This window comes from Pseudomonas fluorescens (genome assembly GCF_001307155.1).
Taxonomy (GTDB): Bacteria; Pseudomonadota; Gammaproteobacteria; order Pseudomonadales; family Pseudomonadaceae; genus Aquipseudomonas; species Aquipseudomonas helvetica.
In genome coordinates, this window is sequence record NZ_CP012830.1 from 1,867,445 (window position 1) to 1,891,048 (window position 23,604).

Below are 23,604 nucleotides of genomic sequence, written 5' to 3' on the forward strand. Positions count from 1 at the left end.
TTACGACTGCTCCGCCCGAGCGCGGACCGGCCGACGGGGGCAAGCCCCCTCGCCACAATGAAAACGGCGCCTTCCAGAGTTATGGCAGCGTGGGCTTCTTGAAGACATAAAACAGGTTGGGCTCGCTGACCAAGTACAGCGTGCCGCTGTCGTCCATGGCGACCCCTTCTGCTTGCGGCACTGTCTTTTGCAAACCCTGACGCCCTTTGTTCAGCGACATCGTGCTTAACGGCCGACCGTCGATATCCAGCTCCAGCACCAGATGCGACTCATCCGACAGCGCCAGTAAATGGCCGCTGCGCTTGTCATATTGCAGGCTCGACAGGTCGCGCACGAACAGTCCGGCATCGCGCTTGGGGTTGTTGACCACGTGCACCGCGTAGGATTTCTCCGGGTTGTAATGCGGGAAGCCCTGCACTTCGTAGATCAGCATCGGGTCGCGCTCCTTGGCGACGAACAGCCGCTTGCCCACCGAATCGTAGGCCAGGCCTTCAAAGCCCTTATTGCTGCTCATGTGCACGCCAAGGGGCATCTGCTCGGAATCCGCAGCGTCGAGAAACTCCGTTTCATCCGTCAGGTGAATCTTGATCAGGCGCTGCTGATATTCATCGGCGATCACATAGGTATCAGCACTGATGAACTCCACCGCTTCCGGGTCGCCAAATCCGATCAGCGTCACGCGGCGCAGAATTCGCCCGTCGAGGGACAGCTCGAGCAGCTCGGAGTTTTTATTGGTCACGGTGAACAGGCTATGGCGCACCGGATCAAACGTCAGCGCCGAAACGTCCGCGCTCAGCCCGTCAATGACCTTCGCCTCGACAACCACCTGGTAATCGTTGAGTGCCATGGACTGGCCGTCGGCCGGGTGCAACCAGGCTTGCAGGTTGAACCAGCCGCGCTCGAACAAACGATAATGCTGCCCGACCGCGCCCAACGCCACGACTGCAGCGAAGAGCACGATCAGGACTCGGCTTTGCAGTTTAGCGAACACTGCTCTTGAAGCTGCCGGCGCCCGGCAATTCCAGCACCAGTTCATCGCCAACGTTCAACGGACCGACGCCAGCCGGAGTGCCGGTCATGATCACGTCACCGGCTTGCAGCGAGAAGCAGCCCGCCATGTACTGGATCATTGGCACGATCGGGTTGAGCATCAAGCTGCTGTTACCGTCCTGGCGAACTTCACCATTGATGGTCAGACGGATACCGATGTCGGTCAGGTCCGGGAAGGTGCTGCTGACCACGAATGGCGCCAGCACGCAGGCGCCGTCGAACGACTTGGAGATTTCCCAGGGCAGGCCTTTGGATTTCAGCTCGGCCTGCTTGTCGCGCAAGGTCAGGTCCAGCCCCGGCGCAAACCCGGAGATCGCGTCCAGCACTTCTTCGCGGCTTGGCTTGGTCGACAACGGCTTGCCGATCAACACGGCGATTTCAGCCTCGTAGTGGACCGAGCCACGCTCGGTCGGAATCGCAAAACCACCCTCCAGCGGCACCACGCAACTGCCAGGCTTGATGAACAGCAGCGGCTCGGTAGGCACCGGGTTATCCAGTTCCTTGGCGTGTTCGGCGTAGTTACGCCCGATGCACACCACTTTCCCGACCGGGAAATGAATACGTGTACCGTCGACATACTGGTGCTGATAGCTCATTACCGACTCCTGCTTTATAGATTCATCAGGGACAGCGGCTTCAAACAGCGAAGATTTTGCCCGGATTCATGATGCCGTTCGGGTCGAACACCGCCTTGACCGCTTTCATGTACTCGATCTCAACCGGCGAACGGCTGTAGGTCAAGTAATCACGCTTGGTCATGCCCACGCCGTGCTCGGCCGAGATCGAGCCGTTGTACTTCTCGACGGTTTCGAATACCCACTTGTTGACGGTCGCGCACTTGGCGAAGAACTCGTCCTTGCTGAGGTTTTCTGGCTTGAGGATGTTCAAGTGCAGGTTGCCGTCGCCGATGTGGCCGAACCAGACGATTTCGAAATCCGGGTAGTGTTCACCGACGATCGCGTCGACTTCCTTCAGGAATGCCGGCACTTTCGACACAGTGACCGAAATGTCGTTCTTGTACGGCGTCCAGTGGGAAATGGTCTCGGAGATGTATTCGCGCAGTTTCCAGAGGTTTTGCAACTGGGATTCGCTCTGGCTCATCACGCCATCGAGCACCCAGCCCTCTTCAACACAGTGCTCGAAGGTTTCCAGCGCATGGTTGGCCACTTCTTCGGTGGTCGCTTCGAATTCCAGCAGCGCGTAGAACGGGCAATCGGATTCGAACGGCGCCGGCACGTCGCCGCGCGCGAGGACTTTGGCCAAGGCCTTGTCGGAGAAGAATTCGAACGCGGTCAGGTCGAGCTTGCTCTGGAACGCGTGCAGCACCGGCATGATCGAGTCGAAATCGGCGGTGCCGAGGACCATCGCGGTGAGGTTTTTCGGGGCGCGATCAAGGCGCATGGTCGCTTCGACCACAAAACCCAAGGTGCCTTCGGCGCCGATGAACAGCTGACGAAGATCGTAACCGGTGGCGTTCTTGATCAGGTCGCGGTTCAGTTCCAGCAGGTCGCCCTTGCCGGTCACGACTTTCATGCCGGCAACCCAGTTACGGGTCATGCCGTAGCGAATAACCTTGATCCCGCCGGCATTGGTGCCGATATTGCCGCCAATCTGGCTGGAACCGGCGGAAGCGAAGTCCACCGGGTAATACAGGCCATGCTCTTCGGCGCGGTTTTGCAGCTGTTCAGTGACGACACCCGGCTGGCAGACCGCAGTGCGGTCGGTCAGGTTCACGTCGAGGATCTGGTTCATATAGTCGAAGGAAACCACCACTTCGCCATTCGCCGCCACGGCAGCAGCGGACAGCCCGGTGCGTCCACCAGACGGTACCAACGCAATCTTGTGCTCATTCGCCCAACGGACGATGGCCTGGACCTGCTCGGTGGTCTTGGGGAACACGATGGCCGTCGGGGCCGGGGCGAAATGCTTGGTCCAATCCTTACCGTAAGCATTCAGGGAGTCGGCATCGGTCAGCACCTTGCCAGGCTCAACCAGGGTCTTCAGCTCTTCAATCAGGGCGGGATTGGTCATCGACAGAACTCTCGAACAATTCATGGTCATCCTGAGCACGCTTCACGTCGCAGGAATGAGTGTTTGCGGGGTGCATATGCTAGCATACCGCCCCCGCAGGATAGTGCCCAAAGGCTGTTCTGCGGCGACGGCGTTCCTGCCGCTCGGGTCAGCATCTGCTGGCCACTTCCCTGCCATTTTTCTCCGGGACACAGGTTTACGCAGATGAGCAAGACTTCTCTCGATAAGAGCAAGATCAAGTTCCTTCTTCTCGAAGGCGTCCACCAATCGGCTGTCGACGTCCTCAAGGCGGCGGGCTACACCAGCATCGAGTACCTGACAGGTTCTCTGCCGGAAGCCCAGCTGAAGGAAAAGATCGCTGATGCGCACTTCATCGGCATTCGCTCCCGCACTCAACTGACCGAAGAAATCTTCGATCACGCGAAGAAACTGGTAGCTGTTGGCTGTTTCTGCATCGGCACCAACCAGGTCGACCTCAACGCTGCTCGCGAACGCGGCATCGCTGTCTTCAACGCACCGTACTCCAACACCCGTTCGGTGGCCGAGCTGGTGCTGGCTGAAGCGATCCTGTTGCTGCGCGGCATCCCTGAGAAGAACGCTTCCTGCCACCGTGGCGGCTGGATCAAAAGCGCGGCCAACTCCTTCGAAATCCGCGGCAAGAAGCTGGGTATCGTCGGTTACGGCTCGATCGGTACTCAACTGTCGGTCCTAGCTGAAGGCCTGGGCATGCAGGTGTACTTCTACGACACCATCACCAAGCTGCCACTGGGTAACGCCACTCAGGTCGGCAACCTGCACGAGCTGCTGGCGATGTCCGACATCGTGACCCTGCACGTTCCGGAAACGGCTGCTACCCAGTGGATGATCGGCGAGAAGGAAATCCGCGCCATCAAGAAAGGCGGCATCCTGATCAACGCCGCTCGCGGCACCGTGGTCGAGCTGGACGCCCTGGCGGACGCGATCAAGGACAAGCACCTGATCGGCGCGGCCATCGACGTCTTCCCGGTGGAGCCACGCTCCAACGACGAAGAGTTCGAAAGCCCGCTGCGTGGCCTGGACAACGTGATCCTGACCCCGCACATCGGCGGCTCCACCGCTGAAGCGCAAGCCAACATCGGCCTGGAAGTCGCTGAAAAACTGGTCAAGTACAGCGACAACGGTACGTCGGTGTCCTCGGTCAACTTCCCGGAAGTGGCCCTGCCGGCTCACCCTGGCAAGCACCGTCTGCTGCACATTCACCAGAACATTCCGGGTGTACTCAGCGAGATCAACAAGGTCTTCGCCGAAAACGGTATCAACATTTCCGGTCAGTTCCTGCAGACCAACGAGAAAGTCGGCTACGTCGTGATCGATGTCGACGCCGAATACTCGGACCTGGCGCAAGAGAAGCTGCAACACATCAACGGCACCATCCGTTGCCGCGTGTTGTTCTAACGCTCAAGCGTCAATAAAAAGGGAGACCCTCGGGTCTCCCTTTTTCATGCCTGGAAAAAACTTACTTTACCGTCACGGTGATTTTTTTCGAGAGAATCGGCGGATCGAACGGCACGTGGTTCTTGTCGCCCAGCTCCAGTTGCAAGGTGTGCTTGCCCGGCGTCAGGGTCACTTCGGTTTCGGTCTGTGCCTTGCCGAAATGCAGGTGGTTGGCGTCCGCCGGGATCGGCATGTTCTCGGCTGGCAACTGATTGACGTCAATCAGCAGGTGGTGGTGCCCGGTGTGCGGGGTCTGATCGCCGGCCGGCGCCAGGGCAATTTTTTCAACAGCGAATCGGACCTTGAAGGTTTTATCTACAGTCGCACCGTCCGCCGGAGAGACGATATACACCTTCGCACCCGCAGGGGCCTTGGTGCGGGGGACGTCCGCGGCGCTCGCCAGCATCGAAGCGCTGAGCATCAGACCAGCGAGAACTGCACGTGACATAAAGGTTTTCATTCTTTTCTCCAGTTTTGAACTTAATCTTTACGGTTGTGACAACTTCGTGGCGATTCGTTGTCGAAACACCTCAACACCATAGCAAAGCGCACGAAACAGCGCGCCGCACATAACGAATTCAAGGAGTGACCATGCGCTTTCTGCCTGGCCTGATACTGTTGCTGCCCCTTGTGAGCCCTTTTGCTCATGCCGAACTGATCGACGATGTAAACGACCGTGGCGAGTTGCGCATTGCGCTTGAAGCCAACACACCACCGTTCAACTTCAAGGAAGACGGCAAGCTCAGCGGCTTCGAAGTCGAACTGGGCCAACTGCTGGCCAACGAACTGGATGTGCGTGCCGACTTCGTGGTCACTGATTCGGCCGATCTGTTGCCGGGGGTCGAGAGCGGCAAGTACGACGTCGCTATCAACCACATAGCACTGACTCCAGAACTCAAGGATCGTTTCGACTTCAGCGAACCTTATAGTTATTCAAGCGCACAATTGATCGTGCGCCAGGAAGAACAACGCCCGCTCGGCACTTTGCTGGCACTCAAGGGCCAGTCCCTGGGTGTGGCGCAAGGCAGCCAGTTCGTCGAACAGGCACGCGGTGTTGAAGGTATTGACCTGCGCAGCTATCCCGACGCGCAGCAGCCGCTAAAGGATGTGGCAGACAAACAGATCGACGCAGCCATCAGCGATCGCTTGCTGATCCCCTACGCCATCCGCGACAGTCGATTACCGGTAAAAGAAGGGGCCAAGGTCGGTCCGACCTTGAGCCTGGCGATACCGTTTCAAAAAGGTAACCCGGCATTCCAGGCCAGCCTCGACCGGGCCCTGCAACGGATCAAGGCGGACGGCCGATTGATGACGCTGTCGGAGAAATGGTTCGGCATGGACGCGAGCCAGCCGCCGAAACCTTGAGGCCTACACAGTTCATTGTGGCGAGGGGGCTTGCCCCCGCTGGGGTGCGAAGCGCCCCTAAAACCTGCAACTGAGTACTACCCGATAAACCGCACCGACTGATATGCGACTGCTTCGCTCGAGCGCGGACCGGCCGACGGGAGCAAGCTCCCTCGCCACAGGTTTTGTGTCTGGCGCTAATCCAGTGCAGCCAACGCGAGCGCAGCTTCGGCCAACTCCAATTCGCTGAACACTTGCACCCCATTGCGGGTCAGCAAGGCTGCGGTGACGCCCTCGCCGCTGACTTTGACCCCGCTGAAGGTCCCGTCATAGGTCAGCAGGTTGCCGCAGGACGGGCTGTTGGCCTTGAGCACGGCGATGCGGATTGCGTGTTTGCGGACCAGTTCCAGAGCCTGATGGGCACCCGAGAGAAACTCGGCGCTGACATCCTTACCCTCGGTCGTCATCACCCGCGCAGTACCATCGAGCACCTGAACGCCTTGCCCACCCGGAATCTCGGCCGCAGCCCGTGGTGTTGGCAAACCGCCGGCAACTTCCGGGCACAAAGGGATCACCCGACCTTCGGCGATCCACTGTTCCAGCTGATTGAACGGCCCGCTGGCCCCGCCGTCATAACGCACGCGGTGGCCCAGCAGACAACGACTCACCAGAATTTTCTGCATGATCAGAATGGCTCGTTGCCGCGCCGGCGAAACCAGCCCGTCAATGATAGGCGCTCGCGGGTCGCGGGCAGGACTTCATGGGGCACTTCGCCCGACAGGAACACCACCAGGCAACCTCCAGTGGGTACCACATCGTGCTCTCTGCCCTCCTCCAGGTACATCCGCAACTGGCCGCCATGCTCCGGCAGCCAGGCGTCATTGAGGTAGATGACCGCCGACACCATGCGCCGGTCGTCATCGCGAAAGCGGTCGACGTGCTTGCGGTAGAACGCGCCCGGCGGGTACAGCGCGAAATGGCTTTCGAAATCCTCAAGCCCGAGAAACAACCCGCGGTTCATCGCCTCGCGCAGGCTGTCCATCAACCCCAGATAGCTGTCGCAGGCCTCGTCTTGCCCGGGCTCAAGCCACTGAATATGGTCGCCACGAATCCCTTCGCGAATCTCCGAGAAAGGCCCGCGCCCCACTGCCGCTGGCGCCAGCTCACCTTCGGCTGCACGTTTACGGCACTCAGCCGCCAGTTCCAGGGTCAGAGCCTGGGGCAGGAAAATATTCTGCTGCGACCAGCCATGTGTAGCCAGGTCGTCGACGATACGTAACAGCAGCGGGTGATCAGAGGGTATTTGCATGGCGCGCATAGTATTCCTGCGCCAGAAAATCCGACAGAGCCGTGTAGCGGAGGATCGTCGGATAAGCTGACGAACCTGATACGAATTCTCGACAACCCGTGCCCGGCCCCGGAGAATAGTCGCCTGCCGACAGGAGTTCTTATGCGCCGTTTGCTTTTTTCACTGTTGATGCTCTGCACTTTGCCCGCTTGGGCAGACGGCCACGACCAGTTGTACAAGGTCGCCGGTTGGCCAGACCAACGCGCGCATTTTAACGATGCCCTCACTGCCGCCCAACAACGCTACCAAAGCAGCCTGCCGCCCGCGGTGTTTCAGGCGCTGGTCAGTAACAGCAACCAGCGCTTTGCCCCGCAAGCCATGGACCATCGAGCCGAAGCGCAACTGCGCAAAAACCTCGCTGACCCTGCACCTGCACTGGCGTTTTTCCAGTCGCCACTGGGGCGCAAGATCATCGCCGCCGAACTGCTGGCGACCCGCCGCGACCAGTTGGCGAAGAACGCCAAAGGCCTGCCGAAAATCGAAGCCAGTGACACCCGTCAGTTGATCATTGGCCATTTGGCCCAGGCACTGCCAGCGCGCGAAGCCGGAGCCGAAGTCAGCCTAGCGATTGCCGGCGTAGCGGCCGATAGCCTGAGCCAGATGATCCCCGGCCTGCTCGGCGGCGGTCAGGCCCAAGGCATGCTGGACGGCCAGCGTCAGCGCTTGATGGATCAGATCGGCTCCGACCTGAACAACACGTTGCTGTATGTCTATCGCGGCTTATCGGATGACGAACTCGAGGAGTTCGCCACCTTTGCCGAGTCCTCTGAAGGCAAGGCCTATTACCGGGCGGCGCTGGCAGCGATTCGGGCTGGGTTGGCGGTGGGGCAAAGCACCTCGAGCCTTAACCAATAATTTTCGGCGCCTTTGAAACCCAATCGCGGGCAAGCCTTGCTCCTACGGTTTCGTGCTGGATCACCATTTTCTGAACGACCCGATTTCGTAGGAGCAAGGCTTGCCCGCGATGGCGTCATAACAGTCGCTAGCGATTCCGCCCGTTGATCCGCTTGGTCAAAAACCCGAAATACTCCTCGCGCAACGCCGGGATTTCATTTGCCAGATGATGACGGGCCTCGGGCAGTTTCAACACCTGCGGCCGGTCGAACTTGCTCCCCAGCACTTCAAGGTTGTGCTCCCAATCCACCGTCATGTCCGCTTGCCCCTGGACGATCAATGGCCGACGACTGCTGCGCGGAGCCGCTTCAATGCGCTTGATCCACCGCGCCAGCGCCCCGACCCAGACGCTCGGCAAACGCAGCGGTTGCAGCGGATCGGCTTGCAGGAATGGCAAGAACGCCGGGTCGTTGGTGTTTTCGCTGAAACGCCGGGCGATGCCTTTGACGAAAGGCTTCATCAGGTAATAGCTGAAATGCGACCAGCCCCAGGAGCGCGGCCGAACCAGCGGCGCAAGCAGTACCACCTGCCCTTGTGCAGGACTGTCCGCGCCAGCGTTCAACACGTGATCGATGACAATCGCCCCCCCCGTACTCTGCCCACAGAGGTGCCACGGTTGCGGCAGGTCCAGCGACCGCGCCTCAGCGAACAACCCTTGCAGCGCCGCCTGATACTCGGCGAAATCCTCGATGCTCGCGCGCTCGCCGCTGGACAACCCATGCCCCGGCAAATCACAGGCGATCACCGCGAACCCCTGATCCAGCGCCCATTCGATCACATGCCGGTAAAGGCCCATGTGATCGTAGAAGCCATGGAACAGGAACATCGTCGCCACCGTCCGCTGCGGCCACCAGACCTGGCTGACCAACTGATAGTCACCGACCTTGAAGCTGCCGAGCCCGCGTTTGACCGGGACGCTGCGCTGCGGGAAATCCAGCCCGTAAAAGTGCTGATAAGCCTGCGCTTCCTCCGACAACGGCTGCGCCTCGGCCAAAGGCCGCAGGCTGGCACGCAGATGATCGGGGTCGAAGGTGGCAGGCATCACGGGTTTCCAGGCAAAGCGCGGCGCGCAAAACAGACTTTATGGGCCTGCGATATTCATCTGTCGCGGCAAGCATGGCAAGCTACGCGACCTTCGAGGATGGTTCCGTATGCGCCCGCACTACCGCACGACACTGCTTGCCAGTCTGCTCGCCCTTGTGTGTGCCGGTGTGCTGTGGACCGCCTATGACTGGTTTCAGGGACGCTACCTGCGGGCGTTCAGCTCGCACACCGCGCTGTTTTCCGGCGATCCGCTGAACCTTCCCGCCAACCTGGCAGGCCCCGGCGCGATTCGGGTCGTGCACTTCTGGGACCCGGCTTGTCCGTGCAACGTCGGCAATCAACAGCACCTGGCCGAACTGCTTGAGCACTTTGTGCCGCAAGGCGTTGAGTTCTATGCCGTCCAAAAGCCCGGCAGCCAGGGTCAGTTACCCAGTACCTTGAGCCGCCTGAAAACCCTCGACACCTTGCCAGGCTCCGAGCAAATCCCCGCCAGCCCGGCGGTCGCGATCTGGGACCGCAGCGGCAAACTGGCGTATTTCGGGCCCTACAGCGAAGGCCTGACCTGCAACTCCAGCAACAGCTTTATCGAACCGATCCTCCAGGCACTGAGCGAAGACCGCCCGGTGAGCGCCACGCATACCCTCGCCGTGGGCTGCTACTGTCCATGGGCGAAGACGGATGACGCTCACTGAGGCATTCCGGACTTTTCGAGGAAGGTAATGCCCGACGCACGAGGTCTGTGCTAAATGTTGACGCCCCAGGCTGGCGACAACCCCGAAGAACAAGGAGTCACCATGAAACGCGTCCTGACCCTATTGGCCCTGCTACTTGTCGTCCTCGCGGCAGGCGGTGGCTGGTATGTGTACAGCAAGCAACCGACGCGTCAGGGACAGGTGGAATTGCAACGCCTGCAAGGCTCGGTGACGGTGCGCTACGACGAACGCGGCGTGCCGCATATTCGCGCCGAGAACGAAACCGACCTTTATCGCGTCCTCGGTTACGTACACGCCCAGGACCGGCTGTTCCAGATGGAAATGCTGCGACGCCTGTCTCGTGGCGAACTGGCCGAAGTCCTCGGACCGAAACTGATCGACACCGACAAACTGTTCCGCAGCCTGCGCATCCGCGAGCGCGCCGAAAGCTACGTGGCCGCACTCGACCGCCAGTCTGCGGCGTGGAAGGCCCTGCAAGCCTATCTGGACGGGATCAACCAGTATCAGGACACCCACGCTGCGCCCATGGAGTTTGACGTACTGGGCATCCGTAAACGCGCGTTCACCGCCGAGGACACCGTCAGTGTCGCCGGCTACATGGCCTACAGCTTTGCCGCGGCGTTTCGCACCGAACCATTGCTGACCTATGTGCGCGATCAACTGGGCAGCGATTACCTGAATATCTTCGACCTCGATTGGCAGCCCAAAGGCGTGCTGGCCAAACGTCAGTCCAGCAAAGCCCCGGTGCTCTCCGCCGCTGACTGGAAAGACCTCAACGCCATTGCGCGCCTGAGTGAGCAAGCGTTCGCCGACAACGGCCTGCCGCAGTTCGAGGGCAGTAACGCCTGGGTGATTTCCGGCACTCGCACCCAAAGCGGCAAACCGCTGCTGGCCGGTGATCCGCACATTCGTTTTTCGACGCCGTCGGTGTGGTACGAAGCGCAACTCTCGGCGCCGGGTTTCGAGCTCTACGGGCAGCATCAGGCCCTGGTGCCTTTTGCCTTCCTGGGCCACAACCTGGACTTCGGCTGGAGCCTGACCATGTTCCAGAACGACGACCTCGACCTGATCGCCGAGAAGGTCAACCCGGACAATGCCAACCAGGTCTGGTATCACGGCAAGTGGGTCGACATGGTCAACACCGAGCAGCAAATTGCCGTGAAGGGCCAGGCAGCGGTCACATTGATTCTGCGTCAATCACCCCACGGCCCGATCATCAACGACGTGCTCGGTGCCAGCGCCGGCAAGACGCCGATCGCCATGTGGTGGGCGTTCCTCGAAACCCAGAACCCGATCCTCGAAGGCTTCTACCAGCTCAATCGTGCCGACACCCTGACCAAGGCTCGCGCCGCGGCAACCAAGGTTCATGCGCCGGGGCTGAACATCGTCTGGGCCAATGCCGAGGGTGATATTGGCTGGTGGGCGGCGGCACAACTGCCCAAACGTCCCGCCGGGGTCAAACCGTGGTTCATACTCGACGGCAGCACCAATCAGGCGGACAAGGAAGGTTTCTACCCGTTCAGCGCCAACCCGCAGGAAGAAAACCCGGTGCGTGGCTACATCGTCTCGGCCAACTTCCAGCCGGTTTCGCCGACAGGCATGGAGATCCCTGGCTACTACAACCTGCCGGATCGCGGTCAGCAGCTCAACCGCCAGCTCAGCGACAAGAGCGTGAAGTGGAACATCGACGCCAGCCAGAAACTGCAACTGGGCACCACCACCGACTACGGCCCTCGCCTGTTGGCCCCGCTGTTGCCGGTACTGCGTGAGGTGGTCAGCGACCCGCAAGAGCTGCAACTGGTGGAGCAACTGGCCAAATGGAAAGGCGATTACCCGGTGAACTCCACCAGCGCCACACTGTTCAACCAGTTCCTGTTCAACCTCGCCGATGGCGCACTGCACGACGAACTTGGCGACAGTTTTTTCGAGACCCTGCTCTCGACCCGCGTGATCGATGCCGCGTTGCCCCGGCTGGCCGCCTCCGCGGATTCGCCGTGGTGGGACAACCGCAACACGCTCGGCAAGGAAACCCGCGCCGACATCGTCAAAGCCGCGTGGCAGGCCAGTATCGCCCACCTGAAAACCACCCTCGCCCCTGACCCGGCGCAATGGCTATGGGGCGATGCCCACACCCTGACCCACGGCCATCCGCTGGGCATGCAAAAGCCGCTGGATCGAATCTTCAACGTCGGCCCGTTCGAGGCCCCGGGCAGCCACGAAGTGCCGAACAACCTCTCGGCAAAAATCGGCCCGGCGCCATGGCCGGTAACCTACGGCCCCTCGACCCGCCGGATCATCGACTTCGCCGACCCGGCGCACGGCCTGACCATCAACCCGGTCGGCCAAAGCGGTGTGCTGTTCGATTCACACTACGATGACCAGGCCGAAGCCTATATCGAAGGCGTCTACCAGGAGGCGCATTTCAACGAGGAAGAAGTCACGGCCAATACCCGCAGCACCTTGAAGCTGTTGCCAGCGCGGGTGGCGCAATAACAGTAAAAGATCGCAGGCTGCGATCTTTTAAGGCCCTGAATGAGCAAGCGCAAAGCGCCCGAGTGGTCAAAACTGTACGTGTCGCACACCGTACATCCCAACCTGCTCAGGAGTGAATGCAATGTTCAATAACTGGTCCGAACTGCTGCCCACCATCCAGAAAGCCTTCGGCGCACTGGGCAAGAGCAACCCGAAAATGGTCAAGGCCTTTGTGGCGCTGGATGAAGCCGCCGCTGAAAACGAGGTGCTCGACGCCAAGACCCGCGAGTTGATTTCCATCGCCGTCGCCATCACCACTCGTTGCGACGGCTGCATCGGCGTACACACCGACGCGGCGATCAAGGCCGGTGCCACCCGCGAAGAAATCGCCGCCACCCTGGCCACCGCAATCTCGTTGAACGCCGGCGCAGCGTACGTCTTCTCGCTGCGAGCACTTGAAGCACATGACATGCTGAAAGGCTGACATCAACCCCTGTGGCGAGGGAGCTTGCTCCCGCTGGAGTGCGCAGCACTCCCAAAACCGATGAGTGCGGTACACCTGATACAGCACGGTTGCAGGTTTTGGGGCCGCTCGCGGCCCAGCGGGAGCAAGCTCCCTCACCACAAAAGCCTTTCCATTCGCCAACCCTGCACATAAAAAACCTCGCTCTCTTTGCAGGGAGCGAGGTTTTTTTGTGCTGCCGGGGTTAAACCACTTCCGGCGCCTGTGCGCGGCGTACGTCCGGTTGTTTCCAGGAGTCCGCAGCGCCCTCTTCGATGGCTTGCTGGATCGCACGTTTGCGACTTTCTTCAGCACGGCGGCTGAAGAACCAGACCAGGAAGGTCACGATCGACACCGCCAACAAAATCAGGCTGGCCACGGCGTTGATCTCAGGCTTCACGCCCAGACGCACGGCCGAGAACACTTCCATCGGCAAGGTCGTGGAACCCGGCCCGGAGACGAAGCTCGCCAGTACCAGATCGTCCAGCGACAGGGCGAACGACATCATGCCGCCCGCTGCCAGCGATGGCGCGATCATCGGAATGGTGATCAGGAAGAACACCTTCCACGGCCGCGCACCGAGGTCCATGGCGGCCTCTTCGATGGACAGGTCCAGCTCACGCAAGCGCGCCGATACCACCACTGCTACATAAGCGGCGCAGAACGTGGTGTGGGCGATCCAGATGGTGACGATGCCGCGTTCCTGCGGCCAGCCGATCATCTGCGCCATGGCCACGAACAGCAGCAACAACGACAGGCCGGTGATCACTTCCGGCATCACCAATGGTGCAGTGACCAGGCCGCCGAACAGCGTGCGGCCCTTGAAGCGGGTGACGCGGGTCAGCACGAAAGCCGCCAGCGTCCCCAGCGCAACGGCGGCAACCGCGGTGTAGCAGGCGATTTCCAGCGAGCGCACCACCGAGCCCATCAGTTGGGTGTTGTCCAGCAGGCCGACGTACCACTTCACTGACCAGCCGCCCCAGACCGTCACCAGTTTCGAGGCGTTGAACGAGTAAATCACCAGGATCAGCATCGGCATGTAGATGAACAACAGGCCGAGCACCAGCATCAGGCTGGAGAAACGGAAGCGCTTCATTCTTTACCCTCCATTTCCTTCGCCTGACTGCGGTTGAACAGGATGATCGGCACAATCAGGATCGCCAGCATCACCACCGCCAGGGCAGACGCCACAGGCCAGTCACGGTTGTTGAAGAACTCTTGCCAGAGCACTTTACCGATCATCAGGGTTTCCGGACCGCCGAGCAGTTCCGGGATCACGAACTCACCGACCACCGGGATGAACACCAGCATGCAGCCAGCGATGATGCCGTTTTTCGACAACGGAACGGTGATCTTCCAGAAGCTGTTGAAGGTACTCGAACCCAGGTCCGAAGCGGCTTCCAGCAAACTGTTGTCGTGCTTCACCAGGTTGGCGTACAGCGGCAGGATCATGAACGGCAGGTACGAATAGACCACGCCGATATAGACCGCCAGGTTGGTGTTGAGGATCTGCAGCGGCTCATTGATCCAGCCCATCGACATCAGGAAGCCGTTGAGCAGGCCGTTGTTGCTGAGAATGCCCATCCACGCATACACGCGGATCAGAATGGCGGTCCAGGTCGGCATCATGATCAGCAACACCAGCACCGTCTGTATCTCTTTGCGCGCACTGGCAATGGCGTAGGCCATCGGGTAGCCGATCAGCAGGCAAAGAATGGTGCTGAATAACGCCATTTTCAACGAGCCGAGGTAAGCGGCGATGTACAACTCGTCGCCGCCCAGCATCGTGTAGTTGCCCAAGTTCAGCAGCAACTGGACCTTCTGATCGACGTAGCTGTAGATCTCGGTGTACGGCGGAATGGCCACGTCGGCTTCGGCGAAGCTGATCTTCAGGACGATGAAGAACGGCAGCATGAAGAACATGAACAGCCAGAGGAACGGAACCCCGATGACCAGATGACGACCCGCGGGAATTATTCGACTGAGTCGGCGCGTGAGCTTTTGCGTGTTCATGAGCGCAATACCACGCCGCTGTCATCTTCCCACCAGACGTAAACCTGATCGCCCCAGGTAGGGCGCTGGCCACGACGCTCGGCGTTGGCCACGAACGACTGCACGATCTTGCCGCTCGGCAGTTCGACATAGAACACCGAGTGGCCACCGAGGTAGGCGATGTCGTGGACCTTGCCGCTCGACCAGTTGTGCTCGCAGGTCGGCATTTCTGCCGTCACCAGCAGTTTTTCCGGACGAATCGCGTAGGTCACCGACTTGTCTTGCACCGAGGTGCTGATGCCGTGGCCCACGTAGATGTTGCGGTCCAGGTCCTTGCAGGTAATCAGCGCATGGCCCTCGGCATCGTCCACCACTTCGCCTTCGAAGATGTTGACGTTGCCAATGAACTCACAGACCAGGCGGCTGGTCGGGGTTTCGTAGATGTCGATCGGGCTACCGATCTGGGCGATCCAGCCCAGGTGCATGATCGCGATGCGCTCGGCCATGGTCATGGCCTCTTCCTGGTCGTGGGTCACCATCACGCAGGTCACGCCGACGCGCTCGATGATTTCCACCAGTTCAAGCTGCATCTGCGAACGCAGTTTTTTGTCCAGCGCGCCCATCGGCTCGTCGAGCAGCAGCAGTTTCGGACGCTTGGCCAGTGAGCGAGCCAGCGCCACGCGCTGACGCTGACCACCGGAGAGCTGGTGCGGCTTGCGCTTGGCGTACTGGCTCATCTGCACCAGCTTGAGCATTTCGGTCACACGGGCGTCGACTTCAGCCGACGGGATCTTGTCCTGCTTCAGGCCGAAAGCGATGTTCTGCGCCACGGTCATATGCGGGAACAACGCGTAGGACTGGAACATCATGTTGATCGGCCGCTCGTACGGCGGCATCTCGGTGATGTCTACGCCGTCGAGGAAAATGCGCCCCTCCGTAGGCCGTTCGAAACCTGCCAGCATGCGCAGCAAGGTCGATTTGCCCGATCCCGAACCGCCGAGCAAGGCGAATATCTCGCCTTTCCTGATTTCCAGGGACACATCGTCCACGGCAATCGTCTCGTCGAACTTCTTCGTGACCCGGTCGATTTTGACCAGCACCTGTTTCGGTGTCTGGTCGCCCTCGAGGGCTTTCTTATAGGCGCCGGAGGCAACTGCCATTTACGAAACTCCCAACAAAATTTGCAGTTCACCCAATACAGGCAAACCTTGGATAGTCTGAGCCTTTGTCACTATTTACCCGACTTGACCTTGGTCCAGCTGCGGGTCATCAACCGTTGAATCTTTGGCGGCAGCTCAACCTGCACGTAGGTCTTGTCGAGGACCGCTTGCGGTGGATACACCGATTGATTGCTACGAATCGATTGCTCCATCAGTTTGTCCGCCCCGGGATTGGGGTTGGCGTAGCCGACGGCATCACTCACCTGAGCGATCACTTCAGGCTTGAGTACATAGTTGATGAAGGCATGGGCCTGTTTGACGTTGGCGGAGTCCTTGGGAATCGCCAGCATGTCGAACCACAGCGCACCACCTTCCTTTGGAATCGCGTAGGCAACGTTCACGCCTTTTCCGGCTTCGGCAGCACGGGCCTTGGCCTGGAAAATATCCCCGGAGAAACCGACCGCGACACAAATGTTGCCGTTGGCCAGGTCCGAGATGTATTTGGACGAGTGGAAGTAGGTCACATAAGGCCGCACTGCCAGTAACTTGGCTTCAGCCTTTTGGTAGTCGTCCGGGTTGGTGCTGTTGGCGTTCAGGCCCATGTAGTTCAGGACCGTCGGCAGCATTTCGTCAGCCGAGTCGAGGAAGGCCACGCCACAACTGTTGAGTTTCTTGATGTTCTCGGGTTCGAACAGCATGGCCCAGGAATCGATCTTGTCGACGCCGAGCACCGCCTTGACCTTGTCGACGTTGTAACCGATGCCGTTGGTGCCCCACAGGTACGGCACGGCGTACTGGTTGCCAGGGTCGTTCATTTCCAGGCGCTTGAGCAGCGCCGGATCGAGGTTGGAGTAGTTCGGCAACTGCGACTTGTCGAGTTTCTGGAACGCCCCGGCCTTGATCTGCTTGCCCAGGAAGTGGCTGGACGGCACGACCACGTCATACCCGGTGTGCCCGGCCAGCAACTTGCCTTCCAGGGTTTCGTTGGAGTCGAACACGTCGTACACCGGCTTGACGCCAGTGGCTTTTTCGAAATCGACGAGGGTGGTCTGCCCGATGTAATCCGACCAGTTATAAATATGCACGGTGGACGCAGCTTGAACGCTGACAGCGAGCGTCAGGCCGACGCCGACCAGCATGGCGTTGCGAAACAAAGAAACAGGCAAGTGAAGGTCCTCTAAAATAGTTGGGCCCAAGTTGCCCAGCGTTACGTGACAGCCATGGCTGCGTGGCAACAAAACCGGCGCGCAACTTACCCTCGATAAACCTTTCCAGCAAAACTTTCTGTCATTTAATTATTCCTGCTGCCGCCGCCAGAGCGACGACGGCAACAGGTGATTGCTTCAAACCGGCTTATTTACCGGATTTGATCTTGGTCCAGCTGCGGGTCAGCTCACGCTGGGTAGCGGCTGGCAAATCGGCGATTGCATACAGCTTCGACTGCACATCGGCAGTCGGGTAGATGCCCGGATCCGAGGTGATGTCCTTGTTCACGTACTGAGTGGCTTCGGCGTTGCCGTTAGGGAAACGCACGGCGTTGGTGATTTCAGCCATCACTTTCGGCTGCAACAGGTAGTTCATGAACTTGTAGGCACCCTCGACGTTTTCCGCATCTTTAGGGATAGCGACCATGTCGTAGAAGCTGCCGGCACCTTCTTTTGGAATGGCGTAGCTGACTTTCACCTTGTCACCGGCTTCGGCGGCACGGGTTTTGGCCTGCTGCACGTCACCCGAATAACCGACGGCTACGCAGATGTTGCCGTTGGCCAGGTCCGAGATGTACTTGGACGAGTGGAAGTAGGTGATCGAAGGACGAATCTTCAGGAACAGCTCTTCAGCCTTCTTCAGATCTTCCTTTTTCTGGCTGTCGGTTGGCAGGCCCAGGTAATGCAGGGCAACTGGCAGCATTTCGGTCGGCGAATCGAGGAAACTCACGCCGCAGCTCTTGAGCTTGGCAATGTTCTCCGGCTTGAGCACGACATCCCAGGAATCGATTTTGTCGATGCCCAGCGCCGCTTTGACCTTCTCGGCGTTGTAACCGATACCGATCGAGCCCCACATGTAAGGGAAGGCATGTTTGTTGTCCGGGTCGCTGACAGAAACCGCCTTGAGCAGCGACTTGTTCAGGTTGCCGTAGTTGGTCAGCTTGGACTTGTCCAGCTCCTGGTAAACGCCGGCCTTGATCTGCTTGGCCAGGAAGTTGTTGGACGGTACAACCACGTCATAACCGGACTTGCCGGCCAGCAACTTGGCCTCGAGGGTTTCGTTACTGTCGAACACATCGTAGACGACCTTGATCCCGGACTCTTTCTCAAAGTTCGCGATGGTGTCCGGTGCAATGTAGTCGGACCAGTTGTAAACGTGCAGGACTTTATCGTCGGCCTGGGCTGCCCCAGCCATCACGCCCATCAGGGACAAGGCGAGCAGTGTCTTGCCAGTTTTCTTCAAACCTAATGCCTTCATGCGTAATGCTCCAATTATTCTTTTTAACCACATTTTTTTGTGAACCAAGATCCAGCGGCCGATTCCTTGGCAACTCAAACAGCGGATAGTCTGGCAAGTTACAAGGCAGGCTTTCAAGGAAAGACCCGTCCTTTGTGCGCCCTGAGCGAAGTGCCAGCCACGGACCTCGCTCAGAGCCTAGCACTTAGCTTTGCAGCGCACTCAGGGTCAGGTCCAGGCACTTGCGCGCCTTGGTCACCAGTTCGTCGATCTCGGCCTTGGTGATGACCAGTGGCGGAGCGATGATCATGGTGTCGCCCACGGCGCGCATGATCAGCCCGTTGTCGAAGCAGAACTGCCGGCAGATCATGCCAACACCCTTGCCGACATACCGCGCACGGGTCGCCTTGTCCTGAACCAGTTCGATAGCCCCCAACAGACCTACCCCACGAACTTCACCCACCAGAGGGTGATCGTTCAGTTCCCGTAGACGCTTTTGCAAATAAGGTGCCGTTTCTGCACGAACGTGCTCGATAATTTTCTCTTCGCGCAGAATACGAATGTTTTCCAGTGCCACCGCAGCGGCGACCGGGTGCCCGGAATAGGTGAAACCGTGGTTGAAGTCGCCCCCTTCGTTCAGCACCTCGACCACTTCATCACGCACGATCAGGCCACCCATCGGGATGTAGCCGGACGTCAGGCCTTTGGCGATGGTCATCATGTCAGGCTTGAGGCCGTAGAAATCGCTGCCGAACCACTCGCCGGTACGGCCGAAACCACAGATCACCTCATCCGCAACGAACAGGATGTCGTACTTGGCGAGGATTTCCTTGATGCGCGGCCAGTAGCTGTCTGGCGGAATGATCACGCCGCCGGCGCCCTGGATCGGCTCGGCTATGAACGCACCGACCGTGTCGACGCCGAGCTCGAGAATCTTTTCTTCCAACTGGTTGGCGGCCCAGATACCGAACTCTTCAGGGGTCATGTCGCCCCCTTCACCGAACCAGTACGGCTGCGGGATGTGAACGATGCCCGGGATCGGCAAGTCGCCCTGTTCGTGCATGTAAGTCATGCCGCCCAGGCTGGCGCCGGCCACGGTCGAGCCGTGGTAGCCGTTTATGCGGCTGATGATGACCTTCTTGTTCGGCTGGCCCTTGATCGCCCAATAGTGGCGGACCATACGCAGCATGGTGTCGTTGCCTTCGGAGCCGGAACCGGTGAAGAACACGTGGTTCATGCCTTCTGGCGCGATGTCCGAAATGGCCTTGGCCAGCTCCAGCACCGGCGGGTGGGCGGTCTGGAAGAACAGGTTGTAATAAGGCAGCTCGCGCATCTGTTTGCTGGCGGCATCGGCCAGCTCATCGCGACCGTAACCGATGGCCACGCACCACAGGCCGGCCATGCCGTCGAGGATCTTGTTACCTTCGCTGTCCCAGAGGTAAACGCCCTTAGCGTTGGTGATGATCCGCGGACCTTTCTCTTTCAGCTGCTTGAAGTCGCTGAAAGGCGCCAGGTGATGTTCGCTGCTCAGGGTTTGCCACTCACGGGTTTGCGGGTTCTTGCTGGTCATAAAGCTCTCCTTATAGGGTGAGAGTGCGGCTTTTCAGGGCCGCACCCGGCGCATCAGACGGCGAACAACAGGAACTCCCGCTCCCACGAACTGATCACGCGCTTGAAGTTTTCATGCTCGGCCCGCTTGACCGCGACGTAGCCAGTGATGAATTTTTTGCCCAGATACTTCTCGATGGTCGCGCTGTGTTCCATGCGTTCCAGTGCGTCTTCGATGGTCAGCGGCAGACGCAGATTGCGTCGCTCGTAACCCCGTCCAACCACGGGTGCGCTCGGGTTGATGCCTTCCACCATGCCGATGTAACCGCAGAGCAGGCTCGCGGCGATCGCCAGGTAAGGGTTGGCATCGGCGCCCGGCAGGCGGTTTTCCACCCGACGGTTTTGCGGGCCTGCGTCCGGGACTCGCAGGCCGACGGTGCGGTTCTCTTCGCCCCACTCCACGTTCACCGGCGCCGAGGTATCCGGCAGGAAGCGGCGGAACGAGTTGACGTTGGGTGCGAACAGCGGCAACAGCTCGGGGATGAACTTCTGCAAGCCACCGATGTGGTGCAGGAACAGCTCGCTCATCGTCCCGTCTTCGTTGGAGAAGACATTCTTGCCGGTTTCGATGTCGATGATGCTCTGGTGCAGGTGCATCGCACTGCCCGGCTCGCCGGTCATCGGCTTGGCCATGAAGGTCGCGGCCACGTCGTGCTTGAGCGCCGCTTCGCGCATGGTGCGCTTGAACACCAGGATCTGGTCGGCCAGGGACAGCGCGTCGCCGTGACGGAAGTTGATCTCCATCTGCGCCGTGCCGTCCTCGTGGATCAGCGTGTCCAGATCCAGCTCTTGCAGTTCGCACCAGTCGTAGACGTCTTCGAACAGCGGGTCGAATTCGTTGGCCGCCTCAATAGAGAACGACTGACGACCGGTTTCCGGGCGACCGGAGCGGCCAATCGGCGGCTGCAACGGGAAGTCCGGGTCTTCGCAACGCTTGGTCAGGTAGAACTCCATCTCCGGCGCCACGATCGGCTGCCAGCCCTTGTCGGAATAGAGCTTCAGGACTTTCTTGAGCACGTTGCGCGGCGACAGCTCGATCGGGTTGCCCTGCTTGTCGTAGGTGTCGTGAATCACCTGCGCGGTCGGCTCGATGGCCCACGGCACGAGGAATACCGCGTTCGAGTCTGGACGGCAGATCATGTCGATGTCGGCCGGGTCGAGCAGTTCGTAATAGATGTCATCTTCGACGTAGTCACCCGTCACTGTCTGTAACAGCACACTCTCGGGCAGGCGCATGCCTTTTTCGGCAATGAACTTGTTGGTCGGCGAAATCTTGCCACGGGTGATCCCGGTCAGATCGCCAATCATGCATTCGACTTCTGTGATCTTGTGGTCTTTCAACCAATCGGTGAGCTGGTCGAGGTTGTTACTCATAAATGCCTCTGGGCTGAGTGTCCTGACGTCTTTAAACGTCAGGCGTTGTTTGACGCATCCGCGTCGCGTTGTACTGCACGCTTGCCGGCGCGTATCAACGAAAGGGTAGTGGCGTCGCGTGCAGGATCATGAGCAGTTCCAGGCACACTCGCAGGACCGCTATAGTGAAAAGGTTCTACAGTAGAAGAAGAGCCGGTAAACAGGATGCCATCCAGACCGTCAATAATATCGGTCGGATCGAGCAGTTCCGCCAGTGACGCAAGTATCGACGGCAGGCCCTTGGCAACGGTGGCCGCTGCGCGGACGTACTTATCGCAGGTGATGTGATAAGCATGCAAACCGATCTGTCTTGAGCAGTCGGTGACGCCGATTAACGGCAGGCGAGACATGAAGCACCCCGGTATTATTGCTGTTATGGGTTTGATTTGAGCTTAGCGTTGTTCATTTTTTTACACAACACCCCCGTAAAAAATACAACACGCCCCGCTCAAGGCTGCGGCCGCCAAAGACTCCGAAGGCATAAAAGTGCCCCAAAGCGCCTCAAAAATGCCCTTCGAGCGCTTTTTTAGGGCAAAAAAGGCCTCGCTTGACTTCGGCATGCCGTTCGGGTTGACTGGAATCCGAAAAGATCAATGATTGATATTTTTAACAACAAAGGTGTTGCATCATGTCGGTACCCCCGCGTGCCGTTCAGCTCAACGAAGCGAACGCGTTCCTTAAGGAACATCCTGAGGTTCTGTACGTTGACCTTCTGATTGCGGATATGAATGGTGTGGTGCGCGGCAAGCGCATCGAACGCACCAGCCTCCACAAGGTTTACGAGAAAGGCATCAACCTGCCGGCCTCTCTATTTGCTCTGGATATCAATGGCTCGACGGTGGAAAGCACCGGCCTGGGCCTGGACATCGGTGATGCTGACCGAATCTGCTATCCAATCCCCAATACCCTGTGCAATGAACCCTGGCAGAAGCGCCCGACCGCGCAACTGTTGATGACCATGCACGAACTCGAAGGCGAGCCGTTCTTCGCCGACCCGCGTGAAGTGCTGGCCAATGTGGTGCGCAAGTTCGACGACATGGGCCTGACCATCTGCGCCGCGTTCGAGCTTGAGTTCTACCTGATCGACCAGGAGAACGTGAATGGCCGGCCGCAACCTCCACGCTCGCCGGTGTCTGGCAAACGTCCACACTCGACCCAGGTTTACCTGATCGACGACCTCGACGAATACGTCGACTGCCTCCAGGACATCCTGGAAGGTGCGAAAGAGCAAGGCATCCCTGCCGACGCGATCGTCAAGGAAAGTGCTCCGGCGCAGTTCGAAGTGAACCTGCACCACGTTGCCGACCCGATCAAGGCCTGCGACTACGCGGTACTGCTCAAGCGTCTGATCAAAAACATCGCCTACGACCATGAGATGGACACCACCTTCATGGCCAAGCCTTACCCAGGCCAGGCGGGTAACGGTCTGCACGTCCACATCTCGATCCTTGATAAAGACGGCAAGAATATTTTTGCCAGTGAGGATCCCGAGCAGAACGCCGCACTGCGTCACGCGATCGGCGGTGTGCTCGAGACCCTACCGGCGCAGATGGCTTTCCTCTGCCCGAACGTCAACTCGTACCGTCGTTTCGGCGCACAGTTCTACGTGCCGAACTCCCCGTGCTGGGGCCTGGACAACCGGACGGTGGCGATTCGCGTACCGACCGGCTCTGCCGATGCCGTACGTATCGAACACCGCGTTGCTGGCGCCGATGCCAACCCGTACTTGCTGATGGCTTCGGTCCTGGCAGGCGTGCATCACGGCCTGACCAACAAGATCGAGCCGGGCGCGCCCGTCGAAGGCAACAGCTACGAGCAGAACGAGCAAAGCCTGCCGAACAACCTGCGTGATGCACTGCGCGAGCTGGACGACAGCGAAGTCATGGCCAAGTACATCGATCCGAAATACATCGACATTTTTGTCGCCTGTAAAGAGAGCGAGCTGGAGGAGTTCGAACACTCCATCTCCGACCTCGAGTACAACTGGTACCTGCACACCGTGTAAGCGGCTGTAGCAAAAAAACAACGCCGTTGGCTTCATCGCCAACGGCGTTTTTTATGGGTATCAACACCGAACCTTGTGGCGAGGGGGCTTGCCCCCGCTGGAGTGCGCAGCAC

At 59.3% G+C, this 23,604-nt stretch carries 21 protein-coding genes and 1 pseudogene; 7 read left to right on the forward strand and 15 right to left on the reverse strand.

Annotation, left to right across the window (positions count from 1 at the left end; all coding sequences use genetic code 11):
- Positions 1-79: 79 nt before the first annotated feature.
- Genes AO353_RS08495 through AO353_RS08505 form a run of 3 tightly spaced genes read right to left on the reverse strand, consistent with a single transcriptional unit; the run spans position 80 to position 3,081 of the window.
- Complete coding sequence (locus AO353_RS08495) at positions 80-991, reverse strand: SdiA-regulated domain-containing protein (protein ID WP_102667234.1); 912 nt, start codon at positions 989-991, stop codon at positions 80-82.
- Positions 981-1,646 (reverse strand): fumarylacetoacetate hydrolase family protein, encoded by a 666-nt coding sequence (locus AO353_RS08500; RefSeq protein ID WP_054594520.1) that lies wholly within the window; start codon positions 1,644-1,646, stop codon positions 981-983. Before AO353_RS08500 ends, AO353_RS08495 begins: the two co-directional genes overlap by 11 nt.
- Positions 1,647-1,686: 40 nt before the next feature.
- Complete coding sequence (locus tag AO353_RS08505; RefSeq protein WP_054594521.1) at positions 1,687-3,081, reverse strand: FAD-binding oxidoreductase; 1,395 nt, start codon at positions 3,079-3,081, stop codon at positions 1,687-1,689.
- Between the two features lie 204 nt (positions 3,082-3,285).
- Between AO353_RS08505 and serA the strand changes: the two genes are divergently transcribed.
- Positions 3,286-4,515 (forward strand): phosphoglycerate dehydrogenase, encoded by a 1,230-nt coding sequence (gene serA, locus AO353_RS08510; RefSeq protein WP_054594522.1) that lies wholly within the window; start codon positions 3,286-3,288, stop codon positions 4,513-4,515.
- 61 nt (positions 4,516-4,576) lie between these two features.
- Here the strand turns inward: serA and AO353_RS08515 are convergent, their stop codons facing one another.
- Positions 4,577-5,014: a DUF4399 domain-containing protein gene (locus tag AO353_RS08515; protein ID WP_054594523.1), complete on the reverse strand. Its 438-nt coding sequence runs from the start codon at positions 5,012-5,014 to the stop codon at positions 4,577-4,579.
- A 131-nt stretch (positions 5,015-5,145) separates the two neighbouring features.
- Between AO353_RS08515 and AO353_RS08520 the strand changes: the two genes are divergently transcribed.
- Positions 5,146-5,919 (forward strand): transporter substrate-binding domain-containing protein, encoded by a 774-nt coding sequence (locus AO353_RS08520; RefSeq protein ID WP_054594524.1) that lies wholly within the window; start codon positions 5,146-5,148, stop codon positions 5,917-5,919.
- A gap of 176 nt (positions 5,920-6,095) precedes the next feature.
- On the opposite strand, the gene AO353_RS08525 is transcribed toward AO353_RS08520, so the two are convergent.
- Together AO353_RS08525 and AO353_RS08530 are read right to left on the reverse strand one after the other, a co-directional pair.
- Positions 6,096-6,581, reverse strand: a complete 486-nt coding sequence (locus AO353_RS08525; protein WP_054594525.1) for a DUF523 domain-containing protein — start codon at positions 6,579-6,581, stop codon at positions 6,096-6,098.
- Positions 6,582-6,583: 2 nt separating this feature from the next.
- The gene (locus AO353_RS08530; RefSeq protein WP_054594526.1) at positions 6,584-7,216 is read right to left on the reverse strand and encodes a 2OG-Fe(II) oxygenase; all 633 of its coding nucleotides are present in this window, start codon (positions 7,214-7,216) and stop codon (positions 6,584-6,586) included.
- A 132-nt stretch (positions 7,217-7,348) separates the two neighbouring features.
- On the opposite strand from AO353_RS08530, the gene AO353_RS08535 reads away from it, so the two are divergent.
- A complete protein-coding gene (locus AO353_RS08535) occupies positions 7,349-8,101 on the forward strand; it encodes a DUF2059 domain-containing protein (RefSeq protein ID WP_054594527.1) in 753 nt (250 codons plus the stop codon).
- 127 nt (positions 8,102-8,228) lie between these two features.
- Here the strand turns inward: AO353_RS08535 and AO353_RS08540 are convergent, their stop codons facing one another.
- A complete protein-coding gene (locus AO353_RS08540) occupies positions 8,229-9,182 on the reverse strand; it encodes an alpha/beta hydrolase (protein ID WP_054594528.1) in 954 nt (317 codons plus the stop codon).
- 109 nt (positions 9,183-9,291) lie between these two features.
- On the opposite strand from AO353_RS08540, the gene AO353_RS08545 reads away from it, so the two are divergent.
- The 3 genes from AO353_RS08545 (at position 9,292) to AO353_RS08555 (ending at position 12,853) form a co-directional block, all read left to right on the forward strand.
- The gene (locus tag AO353_RS08545) at positions 9,292-9,876 is read left to right on the forward strand and encodes a DUF6436 domain-containing protein (protein ID WP_054594529.1); all 585 of its coding nucleotides are present in this window, start codon (positions 9,292-9,294) and stop codon (positions 9,874-9,876) included.
- A gap of 102 nt (positions 9,877-9,978) precedes the next feature.
- Positions 9,979-12,390: a penicillin acylase family protein gene (locus AO353_RS08550; protein ID WP_054594530.1), complete on the forward strand. Its 2,412-nt coding sequence runs from the start codon at positions 9,979-9,981 to the stop codon at positions 12,388-12,390.
- Between the two features lie 121 nt (positions 12,391-12,511).
- Positions 12,512-12,853 (forward strand): carboxymuconolactone decarboxylase family protein, encoded by a 342-nt coding sequence (locus tag AO353_RS08555; RefSeq protein ID WP_054594531.1) that lies wholly within the window; start codon positions 12,512-12,514, stop codon positions 12,851-12,853.
- Between the two features lie 223 nt (positions 12,854-13,076).
- Here AO353_RS08555 and AO353_RS08560 read toward each other — a convergent pair whose 3' ends face one another.
- The 8 genes and pseudogenes from AO353_RS08560 to AO353_RS29580 all read right to left on the reverse strand — a co-directional run.
- Positions 13,077-13,967 (reverse strand): ABC transporter permease subunit, encoded by an 891-nt coding sequence (locus AO353_RS08560; protein ID WP_054594532.1) that lies wholly within the window; start codon positions 13,965-13,967, stop codon positions 13,077-13,079.
- Positions 13,964-14,845 (reverse strand): ABC transporter permease subunit, encoded by an 882-nt coding sequence (locus tag AO353_RS08565; protein ID WP_173859942.1) that lies wholly within the window; start codon positions 14,843-14,845, stop codon positions 13,964-13,966. The genes AO353_RS08560 and AO353_RS08565 overlap by 4 nt, the downstream gene beginning before the upstream one ends.
- A gap of 35 nt (positions 14,846-14,880) precedes the next feature.
- A complete protein-coding gene (locus tag AO353_RS08570) occupies positions 14,881-16,023 on the reverse strand; it encodes an ABC transporter ATP-binding protein (RefSeq protein WP_054594534.1) in 1,143 nt (380 codons plus the stop codon).
- Positions 16,024-16,094: 71 nt separating this feature from the next.
- Positions 16,095-17,189: a polyamine ABC transporter substrate-binding protein gene (locus tag AO353_RS08575; protein WP_054594535.1), complete on the reverse strand. Its 1,095-nt coding sequence runs from the start codon at positions 17,187-17,189 to the stop codon at positions 16,095-16,097.
- 187 nt (positions 17,190-17,376) lie between these two features.
- Positions 17,377-18,471: a polyamine ABC transporter substrate-binding protein gene (locus AO353_RS08580; RefSeq protein ID WP_054598196.1), complete on the reverse strand. Its 1,095-nt coding sequence runs from the start codon at positions 18,469-18,471 to the stop codon at positions 17,377-17,379.
- Positions 18,472-18,670: 199 nt separating this feature from the next.
- Positions 18,671-20,035, reverse strand: coding sequence for an aspartate aminotransferase family protein (locus AO353_RS08585; RefSeq protein ID WP_054594536.1), 1,365 nt, complete (start codon positions 20,033-20,035; stop codon positions 18,671-18,673).
- 53 nt (positions 20,036-20,088) lie between these two features.
- The gene (locus tag AO353_RS08590; RefSeq protein ID WP_054594537.1) at positions 20,089-21,447 is read right to left on the reverse strand and encodes a glutamine synthetase family protein; all 1,359 of its coding nucleotides are present in this window, start codon (positions 21,445-21,447) and stop codon (positions 20,089-20,091) included.
- A 74-nt stretch (positions 21,448-21,521) separates the two neighbouring features.
- Positions 21,522-21,836 (reverse strand): annotated as a pseudogene (locus AO353_RS29580) (gamma-glutamyl-gamma-aminobutyrate hydrolase family protein); the annotation flags it as partial.
- A gap of 278 nt (positions 21,837-22,114) precedes the next feature.
- Here AO353_RS29580 and AO353_RS08595 point away from each other — a divergent pair.
- Positions 22,115-23,491 (forward strand): glutamine synthetase family protein, encoded by a 1,377-nt coding sequence (locus AO353_RS08595; protein ID WP_054594538.1) that lies wholly within the window; start codon positions 22,115-22,117, stop codon positions 23,489-23,491.
- The last annotated feature ends 113 nt before the right edge of the window (positions 23,492-23,604 follow it).

Coding starts and splice junctions, on each gene's coding strand:
- AO353_RS08500 (WP_054594520.1), bottom strand. CDS start 1,646: ATGAGCTATCAGCACCAGTATGTCGACGGTACACGTATTCATTTCCCG.
- AO353_RS08505 (WP_054594521.1), bottom strand. CDS start 3,081: ATGACCAATCCCGCCCTGATTGAAGAGCTGAAGACCCTGGTTGAGCCT.
- serA (WP_054594522.1), top strand. CDS start 3,286: ATGAGCAAGACTTCTCTCGATAAGAGCAAGATCAAGTTCCTTCTTCTC.
- AO353_RS08515 (WP_054594523.1), bottom strand. CDS start 5,014: ATGAAAACCTTTATGTCACGTGCAGTTCTCGCTGGTCTGATGCTCAGC.
- AO353_RS08520 (WP_054594524.1), top strand. CDS start 5,146: ATGCGCTTTCTGCCTGGCCTGATACTGTTGCTGCCCCTTGTGAGCCCT.
- AO353_RS08525 (WP_054594525.1), bottom strand. CDS start 6,581: ATGCAGAAAATTCTGGTGAGTCGTTGTCTGCTGGGCCACCGCGTGCGT.
- AO353_RS08530 (WP_054594526.1), bottom strand. CDS start 7,216: ATGCGCGCCATGCAAATACCCTCTGATCACCCGCTGCTGTTACGTATC.
- AO353_RS08535 (WP_054594527.1), top strand. CDS start 7,349: ATGCGCCGTTTGCTTTTTTCACTGTTGATGCTCTGCACTTTGCCCGCT.
- AO353_RS08540 (WP_054594528.1), bottom strand. CDS start 9,182: ATGCCTGCCACCTTCGACCCCGATCATCTGCGTGCCAGCCTGCGGCCT.
- AO353_RS08545 (WP_054594529.1), top strand. CDS start 9,292: ATGCGCCCGCACTACCGCACGACACTGCTTGCCAGTCTGCTCGCCCTT.
- AO353_RS08550 (WP_054594530.1), top strand. CDS start 9,979: ATGAAACGCGTCCTGACCCTATTGGCCCTGCTACTTGTCGTCCTCGCG.
- AO353_RS08555 (WP_054594531.1), top strand. CDS start 12,512: ATGTTCAATAACTGGTCCGAACTGCTGCCCACCATCCAGAAAGCCTTC.
- AO353_RS08560 (WP_054594532.1), bottom strand. CDS start 13,967: ATGAAGCGCTTCCGTTTCTCCAGCCTGATGCTGGTGCTCGGCCTGTTG.
- AO353_RS08570 (WP_054594534.1), bottom strand. CDS start 16,023: ATGGCAGTTGCCTCCGGCGCCTATAAGAAAGCCCTCGAGGGCGACCAG.
- AO353_RS08585 (WP_054594536.1), bottom strand. CDS start 20,035: ATGACCAGCAAGAACCCGCAAACCCGTGAGTGGCAAACCCTGAGCAGC.
- AO353_RS08590 (WP_054594537.1), bottom strand. CDS start 21,447: ATGAGTAACAACCTCGACCAGCTCACCGATTGGTTGAAAGACCACAAG.
- AO353_RS08595 (WP_054594538.1), top strand. CDS start 22,115: ATGTCGGTACCCCCGCGTGCCGTTCAGCTCAACGAAGCGAACGCGTTC.